The organism is Rosistilla ulvae, assembly GCF_007741475.1.
Lineage (GTDB): Bacteria > Planctomycetota > Planctomycetia > Pirellulales > Pirellulaceae > Rosistilla > Rosistilla ulvae.
The window spans coordinates 2,209,694-2,230,634 of sequence record NZ_CP036261.1; the positions used below are offsets into that span (position 1 = coordinate 2,209,694).

Below are 20,941 nucleotides of genomic sequence, written 5' to 3' on the forward strand. Positions count from 1 at the left end.
CGTCCATCTCGCCATCGATCGATCCTGACGGCGCACCAAGCCCTTAAAAAACTGACATGTCGCATCAATCTGACCTCATTTCGACAGACATCAACGCCTACTTGAAGCAGCACGAGCAGAAGCAACTGCTCCGTTTCATCACCTGCGGTAGCGTCGACGATGGCAAAAGCACGCTGATCGGGCGGCTGTTGTTCGATTCGAAGATGCTCTACGAAGACGAATTGGCCAAGATGGAAGCCGATTCGAAAACCCAAGGTGCTGCCGGCGGTGAATTTGATCCGGCCCTGGCGACCGACGGTTTGAAAGAGGAGCGAGAGCAGGGGATCACGATCGACGTCGCCTACCGCTACTTCAGCACCGCGCGGCGGAAGTTCATCATTGCCGACACTCCCGGCCACGAACAATACACTCGGAACATGGCGACCGGTGCCAGTTCGGCCGACCTCGCGGTGATCCTGATCGACGCCCGCCACGGCGTGATGACACAGACCAAACGGCACAGTTTTATCGTTTCGCTGCTGGGCATCCGGCACGTTGTCGTCGCGATCAACAAGATGGATCTTGTCGATTTCAGCGAAGAGAAATACAACGAGATCTGCGCCGACTACAAATCGTTTGCCGTCCGCTTGGACCTGCCCGATCTGCACTTCATCCCGTTGTCGGCTCTGAATGGCGACAACGTCGTCGAACCGAGCCCGAACACGCCGTGGTACCGCGGCAGCACGCTGATGAATTTCCTGGAGTCGGTCTACATCGGATCGGACCGCAACCTGCAGGATTTCCGCTTCCCCGTGCAATGGGTCAATCGCCCCAACCTCGACTTCCGCGGCTTCTGCGGCACGATCGCATCGGGCATCATCCGCCAAGGGGATGAGGTCATGATCATGCCGAGTCGCAAGACGACGAAGGTCAAGGAGATCGTGACCCATGACGGCAACTTGGAAGAGGCGTTTGCATCGCAATCGGTCACGCTGACGTTGGCTGACGAAGTCGATTGCAGCCGCGGCGACATGATCGTCCGTCCGGGTAACGTGCCGCAAACCGCCGACGCAATCGAAGCGATTCTGGTTTGGATGAGCGCCAGCCCGATGGTTCCCGGAAAGACATACGTCGTCAAACACGCGACGCAAACGGTCACCGGAGCGATCGAAACGCTGCGTTATCAAATCGATGTAAACACTGTCCACCGAACGCTATCGCCGCAATTGAACCTGAACGAGATCGGCCGCTGCCGATTGTCGCTGAACGAATCGATCTGCTTCGACGCCTATCGCAACAACCGAGCGACCGGTGCCTTGATCCTGATCGATCGATTGACCAACGAAACCGTTGCCGCGGGCATGATCCTCGACCGCAGCTCCAGTGGTAAGAGCCAAGCGATCTGGGAAGAAGACCTCGCCGAATCGACGGGCGAAGAGGATAGCAGCGGCCAGTTGAGCCAAGTCAGCTCCGAAGAACGTGAAGCCCGTTACGGCCAAAAGCCGGCGACGGTCTTGCTGACTGGACTGACATGCAGCGGCAAAACGACGATCGCTCGCGCCGTCGAACGCCGGCTGTTCGATTCGGGCCGTTCGGTCTCGGTCCTCGATGGGCAACAGGTTCGTCGCGGATTGAGCAAAGACCTCGGATACAGTTTTGAAGATCGCAGCGAAAACCTTCGCCGCGCCGCCTACTCGGCTCACCTGGTGAACGATTCGGGGCTGATCTGCATCGCATCGTTTGTCGCCCCCAACGCTTCGGTTCGCGACAAGGTGGCCAGCGTGATCGGCAAGGAACGCTTCTTGACGATCCACGTCGACGCACCGATCGACGTCTGTCGCTCGCGCGACACCACCGGACAATACGCCGACGCCGATGCGGGCAAGCTGCAAGATTTCCCTGGCGTCAGCGCTCCCTATGAAGCTCCCGAAGCGGCCGACCTGACGCTGAACACCGATACGCAAAGCATCGATGCCTGCGTCGACGCGGTGATCGATCTGCTGAAACAACGCGGCTTCATCCGCTAAAACCTCCGGCGGTATCCGAACATCTGATGCAAAGGCCTCGATCATCGAGGCCCGGGTGTTGGCTGTCACGATTTCAGCCTCTCTTTAAATGCTGGCATCTGCTGCCACGCGATGGTTGAATCCGCGGCCGATCGATCGGCGGCGCAGTGGACGAGCTAAAATTCCCGAAAAGTCCTACATAAACAGGCCGCTAGCGGCCTGGATGTGTATTGACCGCTGGGTTCGAAATATCGGATGATCCCGTCGCTTCCAGGAAACTTGAGCAATTCGCTCGATTTTCTTCGGAATAGTTGGGAGTCATCCGTTGTTCGCTCGCGTTGTTATTCTGATCGCTTTATGCTGCGTCCCCGCTGCGTCGCTTGTCGTTGGACAAGAGACAGCCGGTCCGTCGTGGCGTTTTCGCTTTCCCGAATCCAACGGTGCCGAGACGTCGAGCCAATCGCAAACCGATCGCGTCGATGTCGCTTCGCTCCCACCGAAGCCCGCATACAAAAAGCCGTCGCGGATCCAAGTCCCCTCGCTGGCCGATTCTCAGATCGTGATCCCCAGTGAAGCGTCGAGTCCATCGGACAATCGAGATTTGGCGGACCGAGATTTCGAAGACGAACTGCAAGAGAACGAAGCGGCGGAGCGGATTGCCGATGCGCGATTGGCGGCCAATGGCGACCAGGATCCGTATGCCATCCTGCCGACGGCGTTTCGAAATCAGATCACCAACTTTGGCGGAACGTTTAGCACCTGGTTACCCTTCCGCCGCACCGGCCGCTTTTGGGTCAACCCCGACTATTTATATTGGTCCGCCGAAGGGATGCGCACTCCCGCTCTGGTCACCTCCAGCCCTTCGGGGACGCCGCAAAACGAAGCCGCTTTCTTGGGCGGCACCGGAACGACGGTGCTGTTTGGCCAACAAGACCTCAACGGTGGTTGGCAGAGTGGTTATCGAATCACCGCCGGCTTTGCCTTGGATCCCAACTTGCGATGGCAGCTCGAAGGTGACTACTTAAAGATCTTCGACCGCAACGAATCCTTTTCGGCCGCCTCGGACGATCAAGTCGCGCCGACCAACATCATCGGTCGGCCGTTCTTCGATCTAATCAACGGTCGCGAAACCGCTCAATTGATCTCCTACGAAAACCTCGTCTCCGGCCGGATCAGCGTCGATGCGGAATCGAAGCTCAGCTCGTTTGGTCTCTACGGTCGCGGTGCGACTTGCCCAACGCCTGGCCCATGCGATGTGATTGCGATCAACAGTCCGTTGAGCATGCAGATCGGTCGGTTCGACGTCCTGTTTGGATATCGATACGCCAACCTGCGAGATAGCCTGGTGTTTGCGGAAGACCTGCGCAGTCTGGACGTTGCCAATCCGGGATCGTTCCAGATTCGGGAGAGCTTCCAAACGAAAAACGAATTCAACGGCATCGAGCTGGGCATGGCTTATCACGGCCGCTGGAATCGGTTTACGACCGAACTGGTCGCCAAAGTCGCCGCGGGTAACAACAAACAAACCGTCCAGATCGATGGCTACAGCGACATCGTCGAAGCCGGTTTTCTGGAACGCTTCCCCGGCGGCGTGCTGGCGCAGCGGACGAACATCGGCGAATACAAGCGGAACGAACTGGCGGTCTTGCCTCAGTTGACCTTCAACCTCGGTGCTCGGGTGACGCGTTACGTCACGCTTCGCGCCGGATATTCGCTGTTCTATCTCAGCAACGTTGTCCGAGCTGGAGACCAGATCGATACCGATCTGAACCCCAACCTGTTCCCCCCTGAACAAATGCCGCTGGTCGACACGGTCCTGCGTCCCGAATTCGAATTCCGCGAGACCGATTTCTGGGCTCACGGTGCCAATTTTGGTGCCGACATCCGGTTTTAGGCGAATCCGCCTGAATCAAAAAGTTGCCTGAGCAATCGCCGGAGCGCGCGTCAACACTTTTTTCAGTGCACGGTTGTGCAGGAGGTGTTGTGCCAACCATTTAAATCGCAAAACACACAAGTTTTTGCGAAAGATTCTGTCTGGTTGGTTTAACTGGTAGCGTGAGGTTTTGCTCGTGTCGCAATCCCAAAATCATCGGGCCGTGAGCCTGTCTGCTAGCCTGCCTGGGAATACCAGCGATGGAGTCAACGCGTTCAGACGACAACCGCTTCACCGATGACGATTTTGCGCAACAGCTGAGCGATTGTCGCGAACAGGTTCTCCACTATATCTTTTCACTGGTCTCCAATCGGACGCATGCTGAGGATGTTCTTCAGGAGGTGATGACTGCGCTGTGGATGAATCGAGCGCAGTACGACCCCGATCGCAACTTCCTGTATTGGATGCGCGGCTTCGCTCGAAATAAGGTGCTTGCCTATTATCGCCAGCAGTCGACCGCACCGAAGCAGTTGTCGATGGAATCGGTAGGACGGATCATTGCGCGTGTCGATGCGAATCAGCACGTCGTGGATGACCAATTGGTTGCCTTGCGTGGTTGTGTCGAAGGCTTGTCGGATCGACAACGCGAGCTGTTGAATCGGTTCTACCAACCGGCGTCGGATGTTGACCTGATCGCGCAGGAGCTGGACATCAAGCCAAGCACGGTTTACGTTCGGATGCATCGAATTCGCAGGCATTTGCTGAAATGCGTTCAATTCAGCGTAACTCGCATGAGGACGCTTGCATGAGTTTACCTCAAGAGAACGATCCGTTTGAATTGCCAGAGATCGATCCACAAACCGCCCAGTTGGTCGATCTGTGTTTGCTGGGAGCCGGCTCTGAGGCCGATTGGGCACAGCTGGACCAGCTTCTGCAGACCGACGATCGCGTGCTTGCCTATTACGCCGCTTGCGCCCAATTGCATGCCTCATTGCAATCGATGGCAATGGAACCCAGCGATGAGGTTGTGGCCGCCCCTGTAGGGCGAGTGCCCGCGATTGTTGACCGTCGACGAACGCGTCAATCGAATCTTGTCTTGGTTGCTGCCGTGCTCTTGCTGCTGCTGTTCGCTGCGAAGCAATGGAACGCAGTCGGGCCGACGGCGCGGATCGCGTTCTCGACCGCGCAAGACCTGGAAATCGATGGCGTTTACGCCGAACGCACCTTTACGGGGCCTGGAAAGCTGCGATTTTCAGAGGGTTCCATCGGCTTGACCCTATTGGCCAACGTCGATCTTGTGATCGAAGGGCCCGCGGAACTGGAAATTGTTGCGAGCAATCAACTGCGTTTACTGTCGGGGCGGCTGATTGCCGACGCGCATCCAAACGCCGTTCCAATCTCTATCGAGACACCGTTCTGCAAGGTGAACGACCACGGCGGCCGATTTGGGTTAGCCTCGATCGCGGGCCAACCCGACAGCATCGCAGTCTTTCAGGGGAAGATGCGGGTGTCGCAAGTTCGCAATTCTCACCTGTTGCAACAGGGCGATGCGGTTAGCATCAATGCCGCTGGTGAAGTCACTCCACTAACATCGATCGCCGCAGGGCTGTTTCCAGATGAATTGGACATCGATGGAACATCGAATACCAACGGGTTGATAAGGTACGTCGACGACAACATCATCGACAATTCTGACTACGGGGCCTACCGAGTCGCGGAACAACCCTTCTCTGAAGATGTGCCGGCTTTTGTCGATCGCAACCACCAATGGAACGGAATAGGACGCGAGGCAATTCCCTTGCCACTTCGAGGGGCAGAATACGTGATGACCATGGATTACGATCGGCATCACGGGGCCAAATTACAGATTGATCTTGCGCTCCGAAAGCCGGCGATCGTTTATGTGTTGTACGATGAAAATCTAGCTGCTCCCGATTGGCTGCGACGCGACTTCACTGAGACCGGTTTCCAAGTTGGGTTGGACAAAGGGCCGTACTTCGACAAGCGGTTGCAGGTCGATCAGCTCGAACATACCGATCTTGGTGCGGGATCGGGTGAGAGCGTTGACGGGTGCCACGTCGTTTGGCAACGCGAAGTGCCGCAAGCAGGAACGATACGTCTAGGGGGAGTCGGTACACGCCGCAGTTCCGCTGAAAAGCTGGACGCTTCCGAAGAGAAAACGAACGACTTCAGCATGTATGGGATTGTGGTTACGCCGCTGTGATTTTTAACTCCCCTTTCGGAACACGACCGATGCGCTCGAACCGCCATCCGGGATTCACCATGACCGAGGTACTGGCCTCTTTGGTCATCGTCGGGATCGTCGCAAGCGTGCTGCTACCTGCCGTTCAGGCTGCGCGCAAGGAATCGCGTCGAATGCAGTGCAGTAACAATCTCAAACAGATCGGATTGGCGCTACACAACTATCACGATAGTCATCTCAAGTTTCCATACGGTGATGAAGGGGTGAGCGGCGGTTGGGGAAGCAATTGGAGAATCCGTTTGCTTCCGTATTGCGAACAGACCGCACTCTACGATCAATGGCAATATGGGAAGGGGCATGGGTGGATCTTCACCGCGATCGGCAAAGAGAATCGCCAGCTGATTGACGGCGTTGCCATCGGCTGGGGGAAGTGTGCCTCTTCGCCACTGCAAGACTTTCTGGAGGACAGTGGCGATCAACTATTCATGTTCAACTACTTCGGCATCTCAGGTGCAGAGAACAGTCCAGATGGGAGCTATGTTGCCAGCGCTCGCAACACGGCAATTCCTGCCGACAATCACCCCGGAGGTATCTACACCGCCGATGGAATGTTACCCGTGAACGAAATGATCGGGATCGACCAATGCACCGATGGAACGTCGAATACATTGATCGTTGGTGAAATATCGGACTATATTCTCGATGCGGCAAGAATCGAAAAACAAGATCTGCGTCCTGGTTTTCACTGGGGCTGGCAGATGGGGGCAGCCAAGCCTGGTAAAGGGGCAAGCGCGTTTGTGACGTCTGCGACCGTCACCGTCCGTTACAGTCCTAATGCAAATGTCTTGTGGGCCGATGGAGCTAGTGTGGGGGGGGGCTGGCGACGCAATACGCCTCTGGCATCGGCGCACCCTGGCGGCGCTCAAGTGGCCCGCGTTGACGGCAGTGTCTACTTTGTGAATGAGAGGATTGACATCAACACGTTGACCTACCTAAGCGTCCGTAATGATGGTCAGGCGATCCGGGGACGGTAGCCCTCCGACGGTTTCCAGCGAATACTCTCGGGTTGTATTAAGAGGTTCCCCGCAGATGTTGTCTTCCTATAGAAGCGTGGCGATTTGCAACGTGCTTGGATTGCTTGTCGTGTTGTTGCAATCCGGCTGTTCTCCACAAGGGTTTGCCGGAACCACCGGTACCGTGCAGGGAAAGCTGACCAGGAAAGGCGTTCCTTTGAATGCTGGAACCATTGTGACCTTTGTCTCATTTGAAGGTTTCGCAGCGTCGGGTGAGACCGATTCCGACGGGGCATTTCAGCTGATGTTTCGCGGTGCAGAAAATATTCCGGTGTCTCATTATCGGATTCAATTGGCCCCTGCGCGAATCAATCAAAGCGGGCACTTTGAAATGGATGCTGATTTGCGGAAGGCGCTAAAGGAAGAGTCTCGTGCGTGTCCATTCCCTGAAAAATACGGTGCCAGCGCTACCAGCGATCTCGAATTTGCAGTTCGGGAGGGGGACAACCTGCCGCTGATTATTGACATCGAATAGTGGCAGTTCGCCGAATTGCGTCAATGTGCATCAAATTTCCCAAAGAATGCATTTTGTGTGAAAGAAACACTCCATCGCAGGCAAATGGTTGCGTGGTGGCAACATTGGGTTCACGCCACAGGTTGTCACATACAACGTTTCCATTCATTTTCTGCAGGAATCATACTTATGCGCACGGGAAATCGTTCCGGCTTCACTCTGGTTGAGCTTTTAGTCGTCATCGCGATCATTGGGATTTTGGTTGGACTGCTTCTACCAGCAGTTCAGGCGGCACGCGAGGCAGCCCGTCGAATGCAATGCAGCAACAACCTGAAACAAATGGGGCTGGCATTACAGAACTACCACGACACCTATCACAAATTTCCTTATGGAGATGAAGGTGTCTGTGGAGGTGGATGGGGAAGCAACTGGAGATTGCGCCTGATGCCATTCTGTGAGCAGAACGCAATCTATGATCGATGGACCTTTGGTCCTGGACACGGCTGGACAGGTACGACAAGCGGCAATGCGAATCGCGATCAGATCGATGGCTTTTCTGTCGATTTCGGTAAATGCCCTTCATCGCCAATGGACGAATTTCGGGCTGATAGCGGCGATGAGTTGTTTCTATTTAGCTACTACGGTATTTCAGGGGCCGAGAGCAGTCCTGATGGAAATTATGTCGCGAGTGTTCGTGCCAATGCAACGGGGACAAACCCCAATGGCCTTTATAGCTCTGGCGGCATGTTACCTATCAATGAGCTTGTCGGGATGAATCATTGCACCGACGGTACATCCAATACCATTATCGTTGGGGAAATATCCAACTACATTTTCAATGCGAATCGCACAAGCAAAGAAGACCTTCGCCCGGGATTGCATTGGGGCTGGCAAATGGGGGCGGTGGATACATTGAAGGGGGCTGCATTTGTAAAAGTCAATGCGGCGACGATTACGGTCCGCTACGCCCCCAACTCTGATTTGTTGGGTTCGAGTGGGGTGACAGCTGAAGGGGGTGGGCGTCGAAACACGCCGTTAGCTTCGGCTCACCCTGGTGGCGTGCAGGTTGCGAGAGTGGATGGAAGCGTGCAGTTCCTGTCTGAAACGATCGACCTTAATACGCTGACGTTCTTGAGCGTTCGCGACGACGGGCAGGTCGTGAAATAACTGTGTTCTGCGAGTCCTGCCGGTCTTTGTATCGGCAAGAACCACTGCCCTTTCAAACCCTTTCCGAATGCTGAATGCATGGGAGTTTTTCTATCAGATGGATGCGATAACTGTACGTCCTGTCCCGCCTGTTGTCCTGATCGTGTTGGTGGCTTTGTCACTGTCGGGCTGTTCACCACAAGGTTTCACAGGACCAACCGGCACCGTCGCCGGAAGCCTGACCAGCAAAGGTAAGCCCTTGGATTCGGGAACGACCATCACGTTGATCTCCGCGGAAGGGTTTGCCGCCTCGGGAACGACAGATGCCGAGGGGCACTTCAATTTGATGTTTCGTGGATCCAATGAAATCCCTGTTTCCCATTACCGAATCCAGGTGACCGCAGGGCAAGCGGCCGAGGCCAGCAGCAACGAGCCCGACCCGACCGCGTATGCCACACTGGACATCAAAGACTCAAAGTTGCCGTTCCCAGAAAAGTATGGCTCCAGCTCGACCAGCGAACTCGAATTTGATGTGCGAGAGGGGGACAACGATCCGCTGGTCATTGACTTGAAATAAGTGGTCTAGTCCACGTTCCTCCGTTCTCTCAGCGACCAAGGTCGCCCACTCCTTTCGGCTGGATTCCAACGCCCAGCTCTGTCCGGCTGTTCGTGCGCAAGCTCTCACGTTCCGCTGCAACTGAATATCACACGCGCTCACCAGATGGTTGGCGCAACGGAAAAACCGCTTTGTAAACACTGCGATTTCCCATGCAACCACCGAAGAACTTTCATTCGACTGCCGAGACCCTCACCATGCTTTCCCGAATCTTTTTCTTTTCTCCGCGCGATCGCGGCGGAGCATTCGATCAACCCATCTCACGCATTATTGCACGTCTGAGCAGGTGCGCTATCGCGCTATTTGCCTTGGGGATCTGCAGTGGCCAAGAAGCCGTTTCCGATCACCCCGAATCGGTTGTGATCACAACTGCCAACCGTGTTGCAGCGCCGGTGCAGCACGCGATCAAGGAGTTGGAGGACGCTTTGGTACAGAGTGGGAGAACCATCCGAGAAGGCGAGCTTCAAGAGGCGTCATGGGACGTGAATTTTGTGATCGGTAGCCCGGGTGAACACCAGGCTTTAGACCGGATGCTCGACCAATACCAGCTGTCGGTCGCGGACGAAGCGGAGTCGCTGTTGATCGCCAAACGGGGCCATGATTCGGGGTGCGATGTCCTGCTGGTCGGAAGAGATGTGCGTGGCACGGCTTATGCCGTTTTGGAAGTCGCGCAGACGATTGCTTCGGGAGAGGACGATAAGCCGTTGAGTCAGCTGATCGTCGAGCAACGCGAGTCGCCCCACCTGGCCGTTCGTAGCGTAACGCAGCAGATGTTTAATCGCGAGCTGGAAAGCGCTTGGTACGAAAGTGAAGCGTTTTGGCATTGGTACTTTGGGATGATGGCGAAGTGCCGATTGAACAATTTTTCCATGACGTTTGGGCACAATACAAACTACATGATCCCGCCCTATGCATGGATGGTTAAGACGCCGGAGTATGCCGATGTCGGGGTCCAAGGGATGACGGATCAAGATCGCAACGCGCATCTGCATCGCTTTCGAAGGATTACAGAAATCGCCGATGAACATGGCGTGGATTTCACGCTTGGGCTTTGGACCCAGTTACCTGTGGTTGCAGTTCGCGAGGGACTGGATTTTGGCAAGTCCCCTGTGATCAACCTTCCGGAAGGGGGCGATCGCTCCAAGTACTGCGCGGTGGGATTGGCGGAACTGTTGAAGGTTTGTCCCAAGATCTCAGGCGTACAGTTGAGGATGAATTTGGAGAGTGGCATTCCGCATGACCAGCAAGAGACCTACTACAAAACGCTGTTCGATGGAATCGCGTCGTGTGGACGTCCGGTGAAGCTTGATTTGCGATACAAGAGCCTCAGCCAGCACACAATCGATTTGGCCAGACAAGCAGGGTTGGATGTCAACGTGTCAACGAAGCACTGGTGTGAACACATGGGCTTGCCCTATCACCCGACTTGGGAGGATCGCGCATACGCCGCCAGTCGCTATGGATTTGGAAGCATGTTGCATCACAACCGCAACTACAGCGTCACGTATCGGTTGTGGAATGTCGGCACGTCTCGCCTGCTGCTTTGGGGAGATCCCGATTTTGCTGCGAGATTTGCCGAAAGTTGTACTTTGGGTGGAGGACGCGGGTTTGAGGTCTTTGCGCCACTGTCCTACCAGGGCTATGGGGATGCACCCGGTAAATGGCGCGTGTTGGCCGACACATCGTTGGAGCATTATCGCTGGGAACAGGAGAGATACTGGCCGTTTTATCTCGCCTTCGGTCGCTGGGGCTACAACCCCGATACTTCGCTGAAAGTCTGGGAACGAGAGTTCAGAAATCGTTATGAGCAAAGCACAGCAGAGTCAATTGGATCCGCTTTACGCTCGGCAAGCCGGATCCTGCCATTGATAACCACAACCACCCAGTTCAGCGCCGGCGGCTTTCGATTCTGGCCTGAGATGATGACCTGCATGCATCTGGATGCTTACCGCCGAATTCAACCAAGTGATTATTCTCAATTCTATGCAATCGCTCCTTTTCAATCGGGAAATCATTGGCGTGGCGAAGGCTGGGCATCGAAACACTCCAGCTACGTTGAAGATGCGATCAACAACAACCTCAATTCCAAGTGGACACCGATTCAAGTCAGCCAGTATCTACGCCAATTAGCTGATGCGACGGATGAAAAACTCGACGCAGTGGAAGATGCGTCCACCGTCCGCGATTCCGCCAATCCAGACGATAACGAGTTGCGATCAACAGTGATCGACTTGAGAGTTCTGGCTTTACTGGCACGCTACCATGCTGACAAGAAACTGGCGGCGACCCATCTGGAGTTTTTCCGACAGACCAAGGACCCGACACGTCTGAAGCTCGTACGGCGTCATATTCTTGAAACCCAGCGGCATTGGCAACAGATCGTTGCACTAACCGATGGGCAATATTATGACGATCTTGTGCTGGGATTCTCCAAGGAGCATCATTCCGACTTCTTGTCGCGCCTTCATGAACACGTTGGGCACTGGAAGGATCGTTTGGACGATGTTCAGGCCGATGTCGATTATGTAACAAAATTGCTCGCCGACAATAAAATTGTCGATGAAGAATTGACCTCGCAGGAAGGCGAGGCGATGCAGCGCTACGTGGGCGAAGTGCCAAGTACCACACCGATTCGCTTTTCCCATCAACGTCTTGAGTCGATCCGAGCGGGCCAAGCAATCACGATCAACGCGAGCGTTTCCTGTGACAAACCACTGAAACAGGTGTCGGTCTACTTCCGACCACTCAATCAGACCATGAGCTGGAAACGCATTGAGATGGAACGACAGGGAGATAGCGGGACCTACCAAGCCGTTATACCTGCCGAAGCGATCAATCCCAGTTACGACTTTCAATACTATCTAGAAGCCAAGCACGAAACCGGCGGCAGCTTCTGGCCAAAGTGGAATTTGGAGACGCCGTATGTTGTCGTTCCTGTAACTGAACGTTAGTCGCTAGGTCGACGCTGCCCTTTGATAACTCCTAAAAGTCTTGATGAACATCTGATGATACTACCAAAATGCAATTTAGGCTGGTTGAACGTCCGTGGATTACAGTGGCGGATTGTAATGTCTGCCGCATTCCTGCTCGGGGGCTCGGCAACCGCGTCGGCGATCGGCGACAACCCGTTCCAGCTTCAACTGCCCGACAATCCGGTTGCCGATCGAGTTGCCGTGAAACGTTGGATTGCGCCGCATCAAACCGATACCCGGGCGGTCTTGGAAGGCCCCGGCTGCATCAAGCACATCTGGATCACGCTCAAGCATCCGGCAAAGAGCGTCATGGCGAACCGCAAATTGGTGATTCGCATATTTTTTGACGATGCCGAAACACCTCATGTCGAAGCCCCCGTTGGCGACTTCTTTGGCGTGATGCATGGTGAAGACGCTTACGATATCAACACGCCCTTCATCAGCGTAAAGCAGTATTCTGGCTACAATTGTTACTTCGATATGCCGTTTTCGAAGAACGCTCGAATCGAGCTCGAAACGGGAGAAGAAGCAAACAACTGCTTTATCCAGGTCGATTGGCATCGCTACCCAGGCCAGGAAATGAAAGAGCAACGCCGATTTTGTGCGCGATGGCGAAAAGAGAACCCAACCAAACGCTATTCCAGCGACTATTTGATGCTCGATGCGTTAGGCGAAGGCCAATTGGTTGGCTTTTTCTATGGTTTGCGTTTGATCGACAATGTGGATCGTTGGAGTCATGCCGGCGCGGACAATATCTATATTGACGGCCAAGGCGAGTACCCGGCCTATATTCGAGGAATCGGCGGGGAAGACACCTTCGGGACAAGCTACGGCGGTGCGCACCATCCTCCCGAGACACACCTGGATGCCGGCATTCCCTACTACGAACACGAAGACATTGGGGAGGCCCGGCGTGTCCAGCGTTTGGTCGGTTATCGCTTCTTCACGCGAGACCAAATACCCTTCCGCGAATCGATACACATGCGATTTGCAACGATGAAAAACAATGTTTGTTCGATGGTCTACTGGTACCAAAAAGGGGAACCGAAGCAGTTTGTGAAGATGCCCGACTTCAAGACGCTGTTGCCCGACACGCCATTGGCCGGCGGCCAGATGGATGTGATCGAGCATCACAGTGGTGCCTGGCGACTGGGGAAGGTGCTGCCTAACAAGGACAACGTGGCGATCGAGCAGGCGTTGCAAGTCGGTCTGCAGGATTCGCGTATATCGGAAGATTGGGAAGTTTACCGGGCGTTTCATGGTTTTGTGGATTTCAATTTATCCGAACGCCCCCACGAATACGGCGTCGGCGTTCACTATCAACCCGCGGCCCGACAGGCTCAAGCCATCTTTACCGTCGACAAACCAACCGAAGCGGTGCTCCGACTCGCTTACGATGACCATGCGGTGTTGCACGTGAATCAAGAGCAGGCTGTTGACCTTGGCAACCATACAGCCTTTCGCTCACGAGAGGTTCCAATTCAGCTGCAGGCTGGGGACAACCTCATTCAGCTCACGCTGTCAAACACGACCGGCACCAACCACGGCGGCTGGGCTTATGCTTTCAAGTTGACGACCGAATCAGGTGACCAGCTGTTGCCTCTGGCCGACACCGGTACCAATTGAACCTGGATTTCTTACGCACTTGTGGTGTTAGGATGGGGGCTTTGATGGTGGCGAGGGGTGTCATGTTCTTTTGTAAAGAGCCAGCTTAACGCTTTCGGCGTGCTGGCCCAGCGGACGAACATCGGCGAATACAAGCGGAACGAACTGGCGGTCTTGCCTCAGTTGACCTTCAACCTCGGCGCTCGGGTGACGCGTTACGTCACGCTTCGCGCCGGATATTCGCTGTTCTATCTCAGCAACGTTGTCCGAGCTGGAGACCAGATCGATACCGATCTGAACCCCAACCTGTTCCCGCCCGAACAAATGCCGCTGGTCGACTCGGTCCTGCGTCCCGAATTCGAATTCCGCGAGACCGATTTCTGGGCTCACGGTGCCAATTTTGGTGCCGACATCCGGTTCTAAAGTATTTGCCGCAGCAAAATGGGCTTCTCTCGGGCCTCTCGCCATAGCAAACGCTTGACGAAGCGGTTGGTTTTGCCGGCGTCTCGGCTTGTCGAAACGGGGCTCGATGTGCGACATTAGGTCCTTTCACCATGGTGGTTTCTCTCGCGATTGGCAGAACTTAATCGATGGCATTTCCTGAACACCTGCAGCATTTGATCTGCAATGATGAATCGTTGGCCCCTTACACCTGGCTGCGGATCGGTGGACCGGCCCGCTATTTCGCCGAGCCGACGTCGCGCGACGAATTAATCGATTTGGTCCGCGCCGCCCATGCCGCCGAAATCCCAATCCGCGTGCTCGGTGGCGGATCGAACCTGCTGGTTCGCGAATCGGGCTTCCCGGGACTCGTGTTGTCGCTGTCAGCCGCTTCGCTTGGGGAGATCCACGTCGATGGGACACAATTGACAGCCGGTGGTGGCGCTCGATTGTCGCATTTGGTCACGATGGCGGTTGGCAAAGGGCTGGCCGGAATCGGGCATCTGATCGGGATTCCCGGAACCGTTGGCGGAGCGTTGCAAGGCAATGCGAGCGCTGGCGGCAGCGATATCGCCCAGGCGATCGAATCGGTGGAACTGCTGTCGTTTGCGGGAGAGGTGAGCCACCGGACCCGCGACGATCTGCAATTTTCCTATCGTCACAGCGATCTGGGCGACACGATCGTGCTCTCGGCTTGCTTTCAATTGGAAGCGGGCGACCCGATCGAATTGACTAAGCGGATGCAGAAATTGTGGATCGTGCGACGCAGCGAACGTCCTCGGGATGAACCGCGCGTGATCACTCCGTTTATCGATCCCGACGGCGCGACCGCTTCGGATTTGATCGAACAAGCCGGATTGAAGGGGATGCGTCAGGGAGCGGTTAGCTTGGATCCGCTGAGACCAAAATATCTGGTCGCTGGCGAAGGTGCTAGCAGCGACGATGTGCTAGCGTTGATCGACAATGTTCGCGACAAGGTCTCCTTGCAGACCGGGATCGACTTGCAAATGAATCTGAAAATCTGGTAGCGTTGCTTCGCACCGATCACAGTATGTACGGAATTGGCCGATGGGCGGAAAGAAGCACAAAGAAGCGAAGCCGGCATCGAGTCGATCGACGTTGGGTAGCGCCCTCGGGGGCATGATCAAAGCCCCCGCCGCGCTCGCTTTTCTCTGGCCAGTGCTGTTGGTGGCCGGTGGCTATTTGGCGTGGCATCGCTGGGGGGCCGACCAGATCAACCGTCGCTACAACGCCCTGAACATCGAACAGGTGCAGATTTCTCCCCCTCCAGAGTACATCCGATCCAATGTGATCGAATCGGTTTTTCGGGCGACCGATCTGACGAAGGTCTCCTTGATGGACCTGCAAGCGACCGCGCAAATCGCCAACGCGTTTGCTACCAGTCCCTGGATCGAAAGCGTTCGCCGCGTTCAAAAAACCTCTACCGGCAATGTCGACGTTCACGTCGCTTATCGCCGCCCGGTGGCGATGGTGAAGGTTGTCAGTCGGCATCCGGAAGTCGATGGGATGTCGTTTTTTCCCGTCGACGGGCAGAGCGTGCTGTTGCCGACGGATGATTTTTCGCGAGCCGACACGCTGAATTACATCCATATCGTCGTGGAACGGGACACCTATCCGATCAGCGGTGTCGGGTCGAAGTTTGGCGATACAAAGGTAACCGACGCCGCTCTGCTGGCGATGTTGCTGTGCCCGTATCGCGAAACGCTTGGAATCGAAGCGATCACGATTACGCAGCGGTCGCCGCACGATGAACGTCCGCAGCTGTTGAACTTGGTCCTGAAGAACGGGAAACAAATCGTCTGGGGGAGCGCTCCTGGAAAAGAACTCAACAACGAACCGCACGCATCGGTTAAACTGCAAGCCTTGTTGAAAGACTCCAACACAGGTTTGCGGGATCTGCACGTTGCTCAACCGCTGGCTGCCGACCCGGCCAGACGCTAGGCTGCGATTGCTTCGACGGCAATGGTTGCGGTTGGGGATGCTCAAAATGCCAGGCGGGAGAACAAAAGATGCGCGGACCGGTTCGTACCACAACAGCGATCCTATTTGCTTTGATCGCGAATTGGGCAGGGGCCCAAGATGCGGGGACGCTGGAAACGTTCGCGGCCCGCGATACGCTCTCCGCCTTGCAAGATCCTAGCTCCGACGCCACGGCCTGTCTGGAAGGCTTTGCCTGGCCCACGGCGAACTTCGACGTCACTGTTGAAACGGTCGACGGCGATGCTTCGCCGCGAAGCGTGCGGTTCCCATCGCCGTTGGATACCGGCAACCCAATCAATGATCGGGTGACGATGAAATGGTATGTGGCCAAGGGGCCTCAAGGCGAGACATTAAATCGCCCCGCGGTCTTGGTGGCCCATGAATCGGGATCGGGGATGACCGTTGGCCGGTTGGTCGCCAAAACGCTTTCACTGTACGGCGTACATGCTTTCTTGATCCACTTGCCACATTACGGGGACCGTCGCGATCGGACGCTCAAGCCGGAAGACCAAGACGTGGTCAAAACGATGCGTCAGGCAGTCGTCGATGTCCGCCGCGGCCGCGATGCGATCGCCGTTCTGCCCGATGTCGATGCTTCGCATATCGGATTGCAAGGAACCAGCTTAGGCGGCTTTGTCGCGGCCCTGTCGGGAAGTCTGGACGACGGATTTGAGAAGGTCTACATCACGCTGGCCGGAGGCGACTTTCACAGTCTGTTGACCAATGGCGTTAACGAAGCGGCCAAGATGCGCCAGAAGCTTGCCGACGCTGGGTACACCGGTGAAAAATTGCGGCAACTGGTCCAACAGGTCGAACCGCTGCGGATCGCGCATCGCTTGGACCCTCAACGGACGTGGATGTTCACGGGATCACAGGACCGCGTGGTGCCGATGGCCAATGCCCAGGCGCTGGCCAAGGCAGCGAAAATTTCCGCGGAACATCACGTGATCGTTCCGGCGAATCACTATTCGGCGATCCTCTATTTTCCGACGATCATCGATCTTATCGTTCGCCAAAGCTTGCCCGCCGATGCCATCCCGGCGGCGTTGAAGTCCGATTCGTAACCGCTGTGCCGTGAAACGGTGCGCGGGGCGCGACCCGCCATTGCCAGTTTTCCCCATCTCCCAAACGCCACATCCAAGTGCTATCCTTACGCTCATGAAACTCGCAAAATTTAAACAACCCAACGGGCTCGTCGCGGCAGGCATTGTCGACGGCGATGCGATCCAAGCACTCGACCTCTCGGCGGGCAAATTCGAAGCGCTATCGGATCTGTTAGACGCAAAAGACATTCCGGCCGCTGTCGATTATTTGCCCAAACGCGACCCGCATTCTTTGGACAAAGTCCAGTTGTTGCCGCCGATCGATCGCCAAGAGGTTTGGGCGGCGGGTGTTACGTACAAACGCAGCCAAACGGCGCGGATGGAAGAATCCGAAGCGGCGGCGTCGTGTTACGACCGCGTCTATGTCGCCGATCGCCCCGAGTTGTTTCTCAAGGCGACGCCGCACCGCGTTCGCGGCGATGGCCAGGAATTGCGGATCCGCACCGACGCGACCTGGAACGTTCCCGAGCCCGAAGTCACATTGGTGCTCAACAGTCGGATGCAGATCGTCGGTTATACGATCGGCAACGACATGAGTTCTCGCGATATCGAAGGCGAAAATCCGCTGTACCTGCCACAAGCCAAAGTCTATGACCAATGTGCCGGTCTGGGACCTTGGATCACGTTGAGCACCGCGATGCCGCCGCGCGAACAGATGACGATCGATCTGCAAATCGACCGCGATGGGCAGACCGTCTTCTCGCAATCGACCGCTGCCGATCAGATGGCTCGCAGCTTTGAAGACTTGGCCAGTTGGTTGGGACGCGACAACAGCTTTCCCAATGGGGCGTTTCTGATGACCGGAACCGGCATCGTCCCAGGAACCGACTTTACGCTGGCTGCTGGCGATGTGGTTCGAATCTCGATTGCCGGTATCGGCACGTTGACGAATTCTATCGTTCAAGGCTAAATCCCCGCACTCACCCTCCTCACTCTCTCTCCCCGCCTGCCTGCAAATGCTTTCCAACATCCGAATCTGCGACCTTCAAACCAACATCACTCAAAATCCCTATCGCACGCCGATGAAGTTCGGCGGTCGCGTGGTGTCGGGGGTCGATGTGTTAGATGTCCGCTGCACCGTGGAAACCAAAAGCGGACGCCGCGCCGAGGGCCTCGGATCGATGACGATGGGGAACGCGTGGTCCTGGCCCAGCCAAACCGTATCGTCCGACCAAACCTTGGCCGCGATCGAGACGCTTGCCCAACGCCATGCCGCAGCGGCGATGGAAGCGAAAGTCGAAGGGCATCCGTTGGAGATCTGCCACACGTTGGCGAAGCTATTAAAACCGTTGGCGGCCGATGTCGTCAGCGATGCCAAACTTTCCGAACCGATGCCGCAATTGGCCTGCCTGTTGGCTGCCAGTCCGTTGGAAGCAGCGCTGTTCGACGCTCAGGGCAAGGCGCTTGGAACCAGCAGCTACCGCCTGCTGGGCAAAGACTACGTCAACTCCGATCTGCAGCCCTATCTGGGCAATGATTTTGCGGGGCACTACCTGGATGAATTTGTCAGCCCGCAGCCGCAATCGAGCATGCCGATCTACCATCTGGTCGGAGCCTTGGATCCGTTGACCGACGTCGATGTCGACCAACCGGTCGGCGATGGGCATCCCGAAACGCTCGCTGCTTGGATCGAAGCCGATGGATTGACCCATCTTAAGATCAAGCTGGCGGGCGACGATCTGGACTGGGATATCGACCGCGTCGCTCGCGTCAGTCGCGTGGCCAGCGAGAGTTCCCGCGGGGCGACGACCGATTGGCGATTTTCGCTCGATTTCAACGAACGCTGTGCAAATCAACAGTATGTGATCGACATGCTGCAAGGCGTCGCCAAGGTCAGCGATGATGCCAACGGACGGATCCAATATATCGAACAGCCAACGCATCGCGATCTGGCTCGGTTCCCCGAAAACACGATGCACGAGGTGACGAAGATGTTGCCGGTCGTGATCGATGAATCGTTGGTCGATCTGGAAAGTCTGCACCTGTCGCGCGAGTTGGGTTACAGCGGTATCGCGCTGAAAGCTTGCAAGGGGCACGCTGAGGCGTTGCTGATGGGAGCCGCGGCGCAGCACTACAAGCTGTTCCTGTGTGTCCAGGACCTCACCTGTATCGGTGCCAACTTCTTGCACTCCGCATCGCTTGCCGCTCACATCCCAACCGTGGCCGCGATCGAAGGGAATGGTCGCCAGTATTGCCCAGCCGGAAACGAAGGCTGGGAAAAGAAATTCCCAGGGATGTTCGAGATCACCGACGGGACCGTCGAAACCGGCCTGCTCAACGGACCAGGGCTGGGGTACTGAGAAGCGAGCAAGCGATGAAGTCTGCCGATGCTCCCTTTGCAAAGCCTCTGCGATCTCGGTGGCTCCGCGTTTCAATCACCTCGTTCCCCACGCCGAATCGCCGCGTGTCGCAAAAGGGGAAACTTTAACGCAGAGCTGCAGAGAAGACACTTCTTTAGAAGCGGCCAGAAAACCTCTGGTCGGATTGGCACCGCATCTTTAAAACTCGGTTTTCTGTCCGGCTCTAAGCGATTCGGGGGTGCCTCAAGGTTCCCGTCAATTTGCGATCGGCAAATTCGCGATCGCGGTAGCGGGAAGAGCGATGTTAAGCAGCATGGGCGGTTCGCATCGAACCGCCACGGTTTGCTAACGCCGGTGGCGAACGTCGCTTATTCTTTCTTCGCTTTGTCGCCGAAGATCTCTTGGAACTTCTTTACCTTCGGAGCGACGACAAACTGGCAATACCCTTGGCCAGGATTCTGATTGAAGTAGTCCTGGTGATAGTCTTCGGCAGGGTAAAAGATCTCCGCTTCGCTGATCTCGGTAACCGCCGGACCGCCGGGAAACGCATTCGCCTTGTTCAGTTTGTGCTTGTAGTTTGTCGCAATCTCTTTTTGTTCGTCGTTGTGATAGAAGATCACACTGCGATATTGGGTGCCTACGTCGTTCCCTTGACGGTTTCGCGTCGTGGGGTCGTGCGTTTTCCAAAACACCTCCAGCAAGGTGTCAAAGCTGACTTTCGCTGGGTCGAAGGTGATCTGGCAGACTTCGGCGTGGCCGGTGCGGCCGGTGCAGATCATCTTATAAGTCGGATTGGGAACCCGGCCACCCATGTAGCCCGAGACGATCTTTTCGACTCCTTCGAGTCGTTGGAATACCGCTTCGACGCACCAGAAGCACCCGGCACCAAAGGTTGCGACTTGCATGTTGTCTGTTCCTGCTTGGGCAGCCGGTTCGCTGCTGTTCTGTGGTTCATCGGCCCGAGCGACACCCGCTGTCACCGCGATCAACATCGCCATTGTGATTAAATTACGCATCGTGGTCTGTCTCCGTTTCAGTGGTCTTCAAGGCCGACGTTCTCACTCCGGCTGATCCCTGTATAGTATAGCGATCCGACGACTGGAGGCGAAAGATTACTTGCCTGTCAGCGACTGCATGGCCTCCGTCGCCCCTTTGGGGTCGGGATCGAT

17 protein-coding genes are annotated in these 20,941 nt (G+C 55.9%); 16 read left to right on the forward strand and 1 reads right to left on the reverse strand.

Features of this window, described 5'->3' with window-relative positions; all coding sequences use genetic code 11:
* The first annotated feature begins 56 nt into the window (after nt 1-56).
* The 16 genes from cysN to EC9_RS08100 all read left to right on the forward strand — a co-directional run bounded on the left by cysN (nt 57) and on the right by EC9_RS08100 (nt 19,772).
* Nucleotides 57-2,006, forward strand: a complete 1,950-nt coding sequence (gene cysN, locus EC9_RS08025; protein ID WP_145119469.1) for a sulfate adenylyltransferase subunit CysN — start codon at nt 57-59, stop codon at nt 2,004-2,006.
* A gap of 304 nt (nt 2,007-2,310) precedes the next feature.
* The gene (locus tag EC9_RS08030; RefSeq protein WP_145343898.1) at nt 2,311-3,879 is read left to right on the forward strand and encodes a BBP7 family outer membrane beta-barrel protein; all 1,569 of its coding nucleotides are present in this window, start codon (nt 2,311-2,313) and stop codon (nt 3,877-3,879) included.
* 239 nt (nt 3,880-4,118) lie between these two features.
* Nucleotides 4,119-4,667: a sigma-70 family RNA polymerase sigma factor gene (locus EC9_RS08035; protein WP_145343900.1), complete on the forward strand. Its 549-nt coding sequence runs from the start codon at nt 4,119-4,121 to the stop codon at nt 4,665-4,667.
* Entirely contained in the window at nt 4,664-6,082 is a 1,419-nt protein-coding gene (locus EC9_RS08040) for a FecR domain-containing protein (RefSeq protein ID WP_145343902.1), read from the forward strand. The genes EC9_RS08035 and EC9_RS08040 overlap by 4 nt, the downstream gene beginning before the upstream one ends.
* 29 nt (nt 6,083-6,111) lie before the next feature.
* Nucleotides 6,112-7,095, forward strand: coding sequence for a DUF1559 domain-containing protein (locus EC9_RS08045; protein WP_145349054.1), 984 nt, complete (start codon nt 6,112-6,114; stop codon nt 7,093-7,095).
* A 55-nt stretch (nt 7,096-7,150) separates the two neighbouring features.
* On the forward strand, nt 7,151-7,609 hold the full coding sequence (locus tag EC9_RS08050) for a hypothetical protein (protein ID WP_145343904.1): 459 nt from the start codon (nt 7,151-7,153) through the stop codon (nt 7,607-7,609).
* A gap of 168 nt (nt 7,610-7,777) precedes the next feature.
* Nucleotides 7,778-8,755 (forward strand): DUF1559 domain-containing protein, encoded by a 978-nt coding sequence (locus tag EC9_RS08055; RefSeq protein ID WP_218934670.1) that lies wholly within the window; start codon nt 7,778-7,780, stop codon nt 8,753-8,755.
* A 67-nt stretch (nt 8,756-8,822) separates the two neighbouring features.
* Nucleotides 8,823-9,311, forward strand: coding sequence for a carboxypeptidase-like regulatory domain-containing protein (locus tag EC9_RS08060; RefSeq protein WP_145343908.1), 489 nt, complete (start codon nt 8,823-8,825; stop codon nt 9,309-9,311).
* Nucleotides 9,312-9,502: 191 nt separating this feature from the next.
* Complete coding sequence (locus tag EC9_RS08065; RefSeq protein WP_145343910.1) at nt 9,503-12,301, forward strand: hypothetical protein; 2,799 nt, start codon at nt 9,503-9,505, stop codon at nt 12,299-12,301.
* A 117-nt stretch (nt 12,302-12,418) separates the two neighbouring features.
* Complete coding sequence (locus tag EC9_RS08070) at nt 12,419-13,948, forward strand: DUF2961 domain-containing protein (protein ID WP_218934671.1); 1,530 nt, start codon at nt 12,419-12,421, stop codon at nt 13,946-13,948.
* A 57-nt stretch (nt 13,949-14,005) separates the two neighbouring features.
* Nucleotides 14,006-14,350, forward strand: a complete 345-nt coding sequence (locus EC9_RS08075) for a BBP7 family outer membrane beta-barrel protein (RefSeq protein ID WP_145343913.1) — start codon at nt 14,006-14,008, stop codon at nt 14,348-14,350.
* Between the two features lie 167 nt (nt 14,351-14,517).
* Complete coding sequence (gene murB / locus EC9_RS08080; protein WP_145343915.1) at nt 14,518-15,396, forward strand: UDP-N-acetylmuramate dehydrogenase; 879 nt, start codon at nt 14,518-14,520, stop codon at nt 15,394-15,396.
* 40 nt (nt 15,397-15,436) lie between these two features.
* Nucleotides 15,437-16,330, forward strand: a complete 894-nt coding sequence (locus EC9_RS08085; RefSeq protein ID WP_145343917.1) for a cell division protein FtsQ/DivIB — start codon at nt 15,437-15,439, stop codon at nt 16,328-16,330.
* A 68-nt stretch (nt 16,331-16,398) separates the two neighbouring features.
* Nucleotides 16,399-17,433, forward strand: a complete 1,035-nt coding sequence (locus EC9_RS08090) for an alpha/beta hydrolase family protein (RefSeq protein ID WP_218934672.1) — start codon at nt 16,399-16,401, stop codon at nt 17,431-17,433.
* A 94-nt stretch (nt 17,434-17,527) separates the two neighbouring features.
* Nucleotides 17,528-18,382 (forward strand): fumarylacetoacetate hydrolase family protein, encoded by an 855-nt coding sequence (locus EC9_RS08095; RefSeq protein ID WP_145343921.1) that lies wholly within the window; start codon nt 17,528-17,530, stop codon nt 18,380-18,382.
* A 46-nt stretch (nt 18,383-18,428) separates the two neighbouring features.
* The gene (locus EC9_RS08100; RefSeq protein ID WP_145343922.1) at nt 18,429-19,772 is read left to right on the forward strand and encodes a mandelate racemase/muconate lactonizing enzyme family protein; all 1,344 of its coding nucleotides are present in this window, start codon (nt 18,429-18,431) and stop codon (nt 19,770-19,772) included.
* Nucleotides 19,773-20,140: 368 nt separating this feature from the next.
* Here the strand turns inward: EC9_RS08100 and msrA are convergent, their stop codons facing one another.
* Nucleotides 20,141-20,788: a peptide-methionine (S)-S-oxide reductase MsrA gene (msrA, locus tag EC9_RS08105; RefSeq protein ID WP_246106016.1), complete on the reverse strand. Its 648-nt coding sequence runs from the start codon at nt 20,786-20,788 to the stop codon at nt 20,141-20,143.
* Nucleotides 20,789-20,941 lie beyond the last annotated feature (153 nt).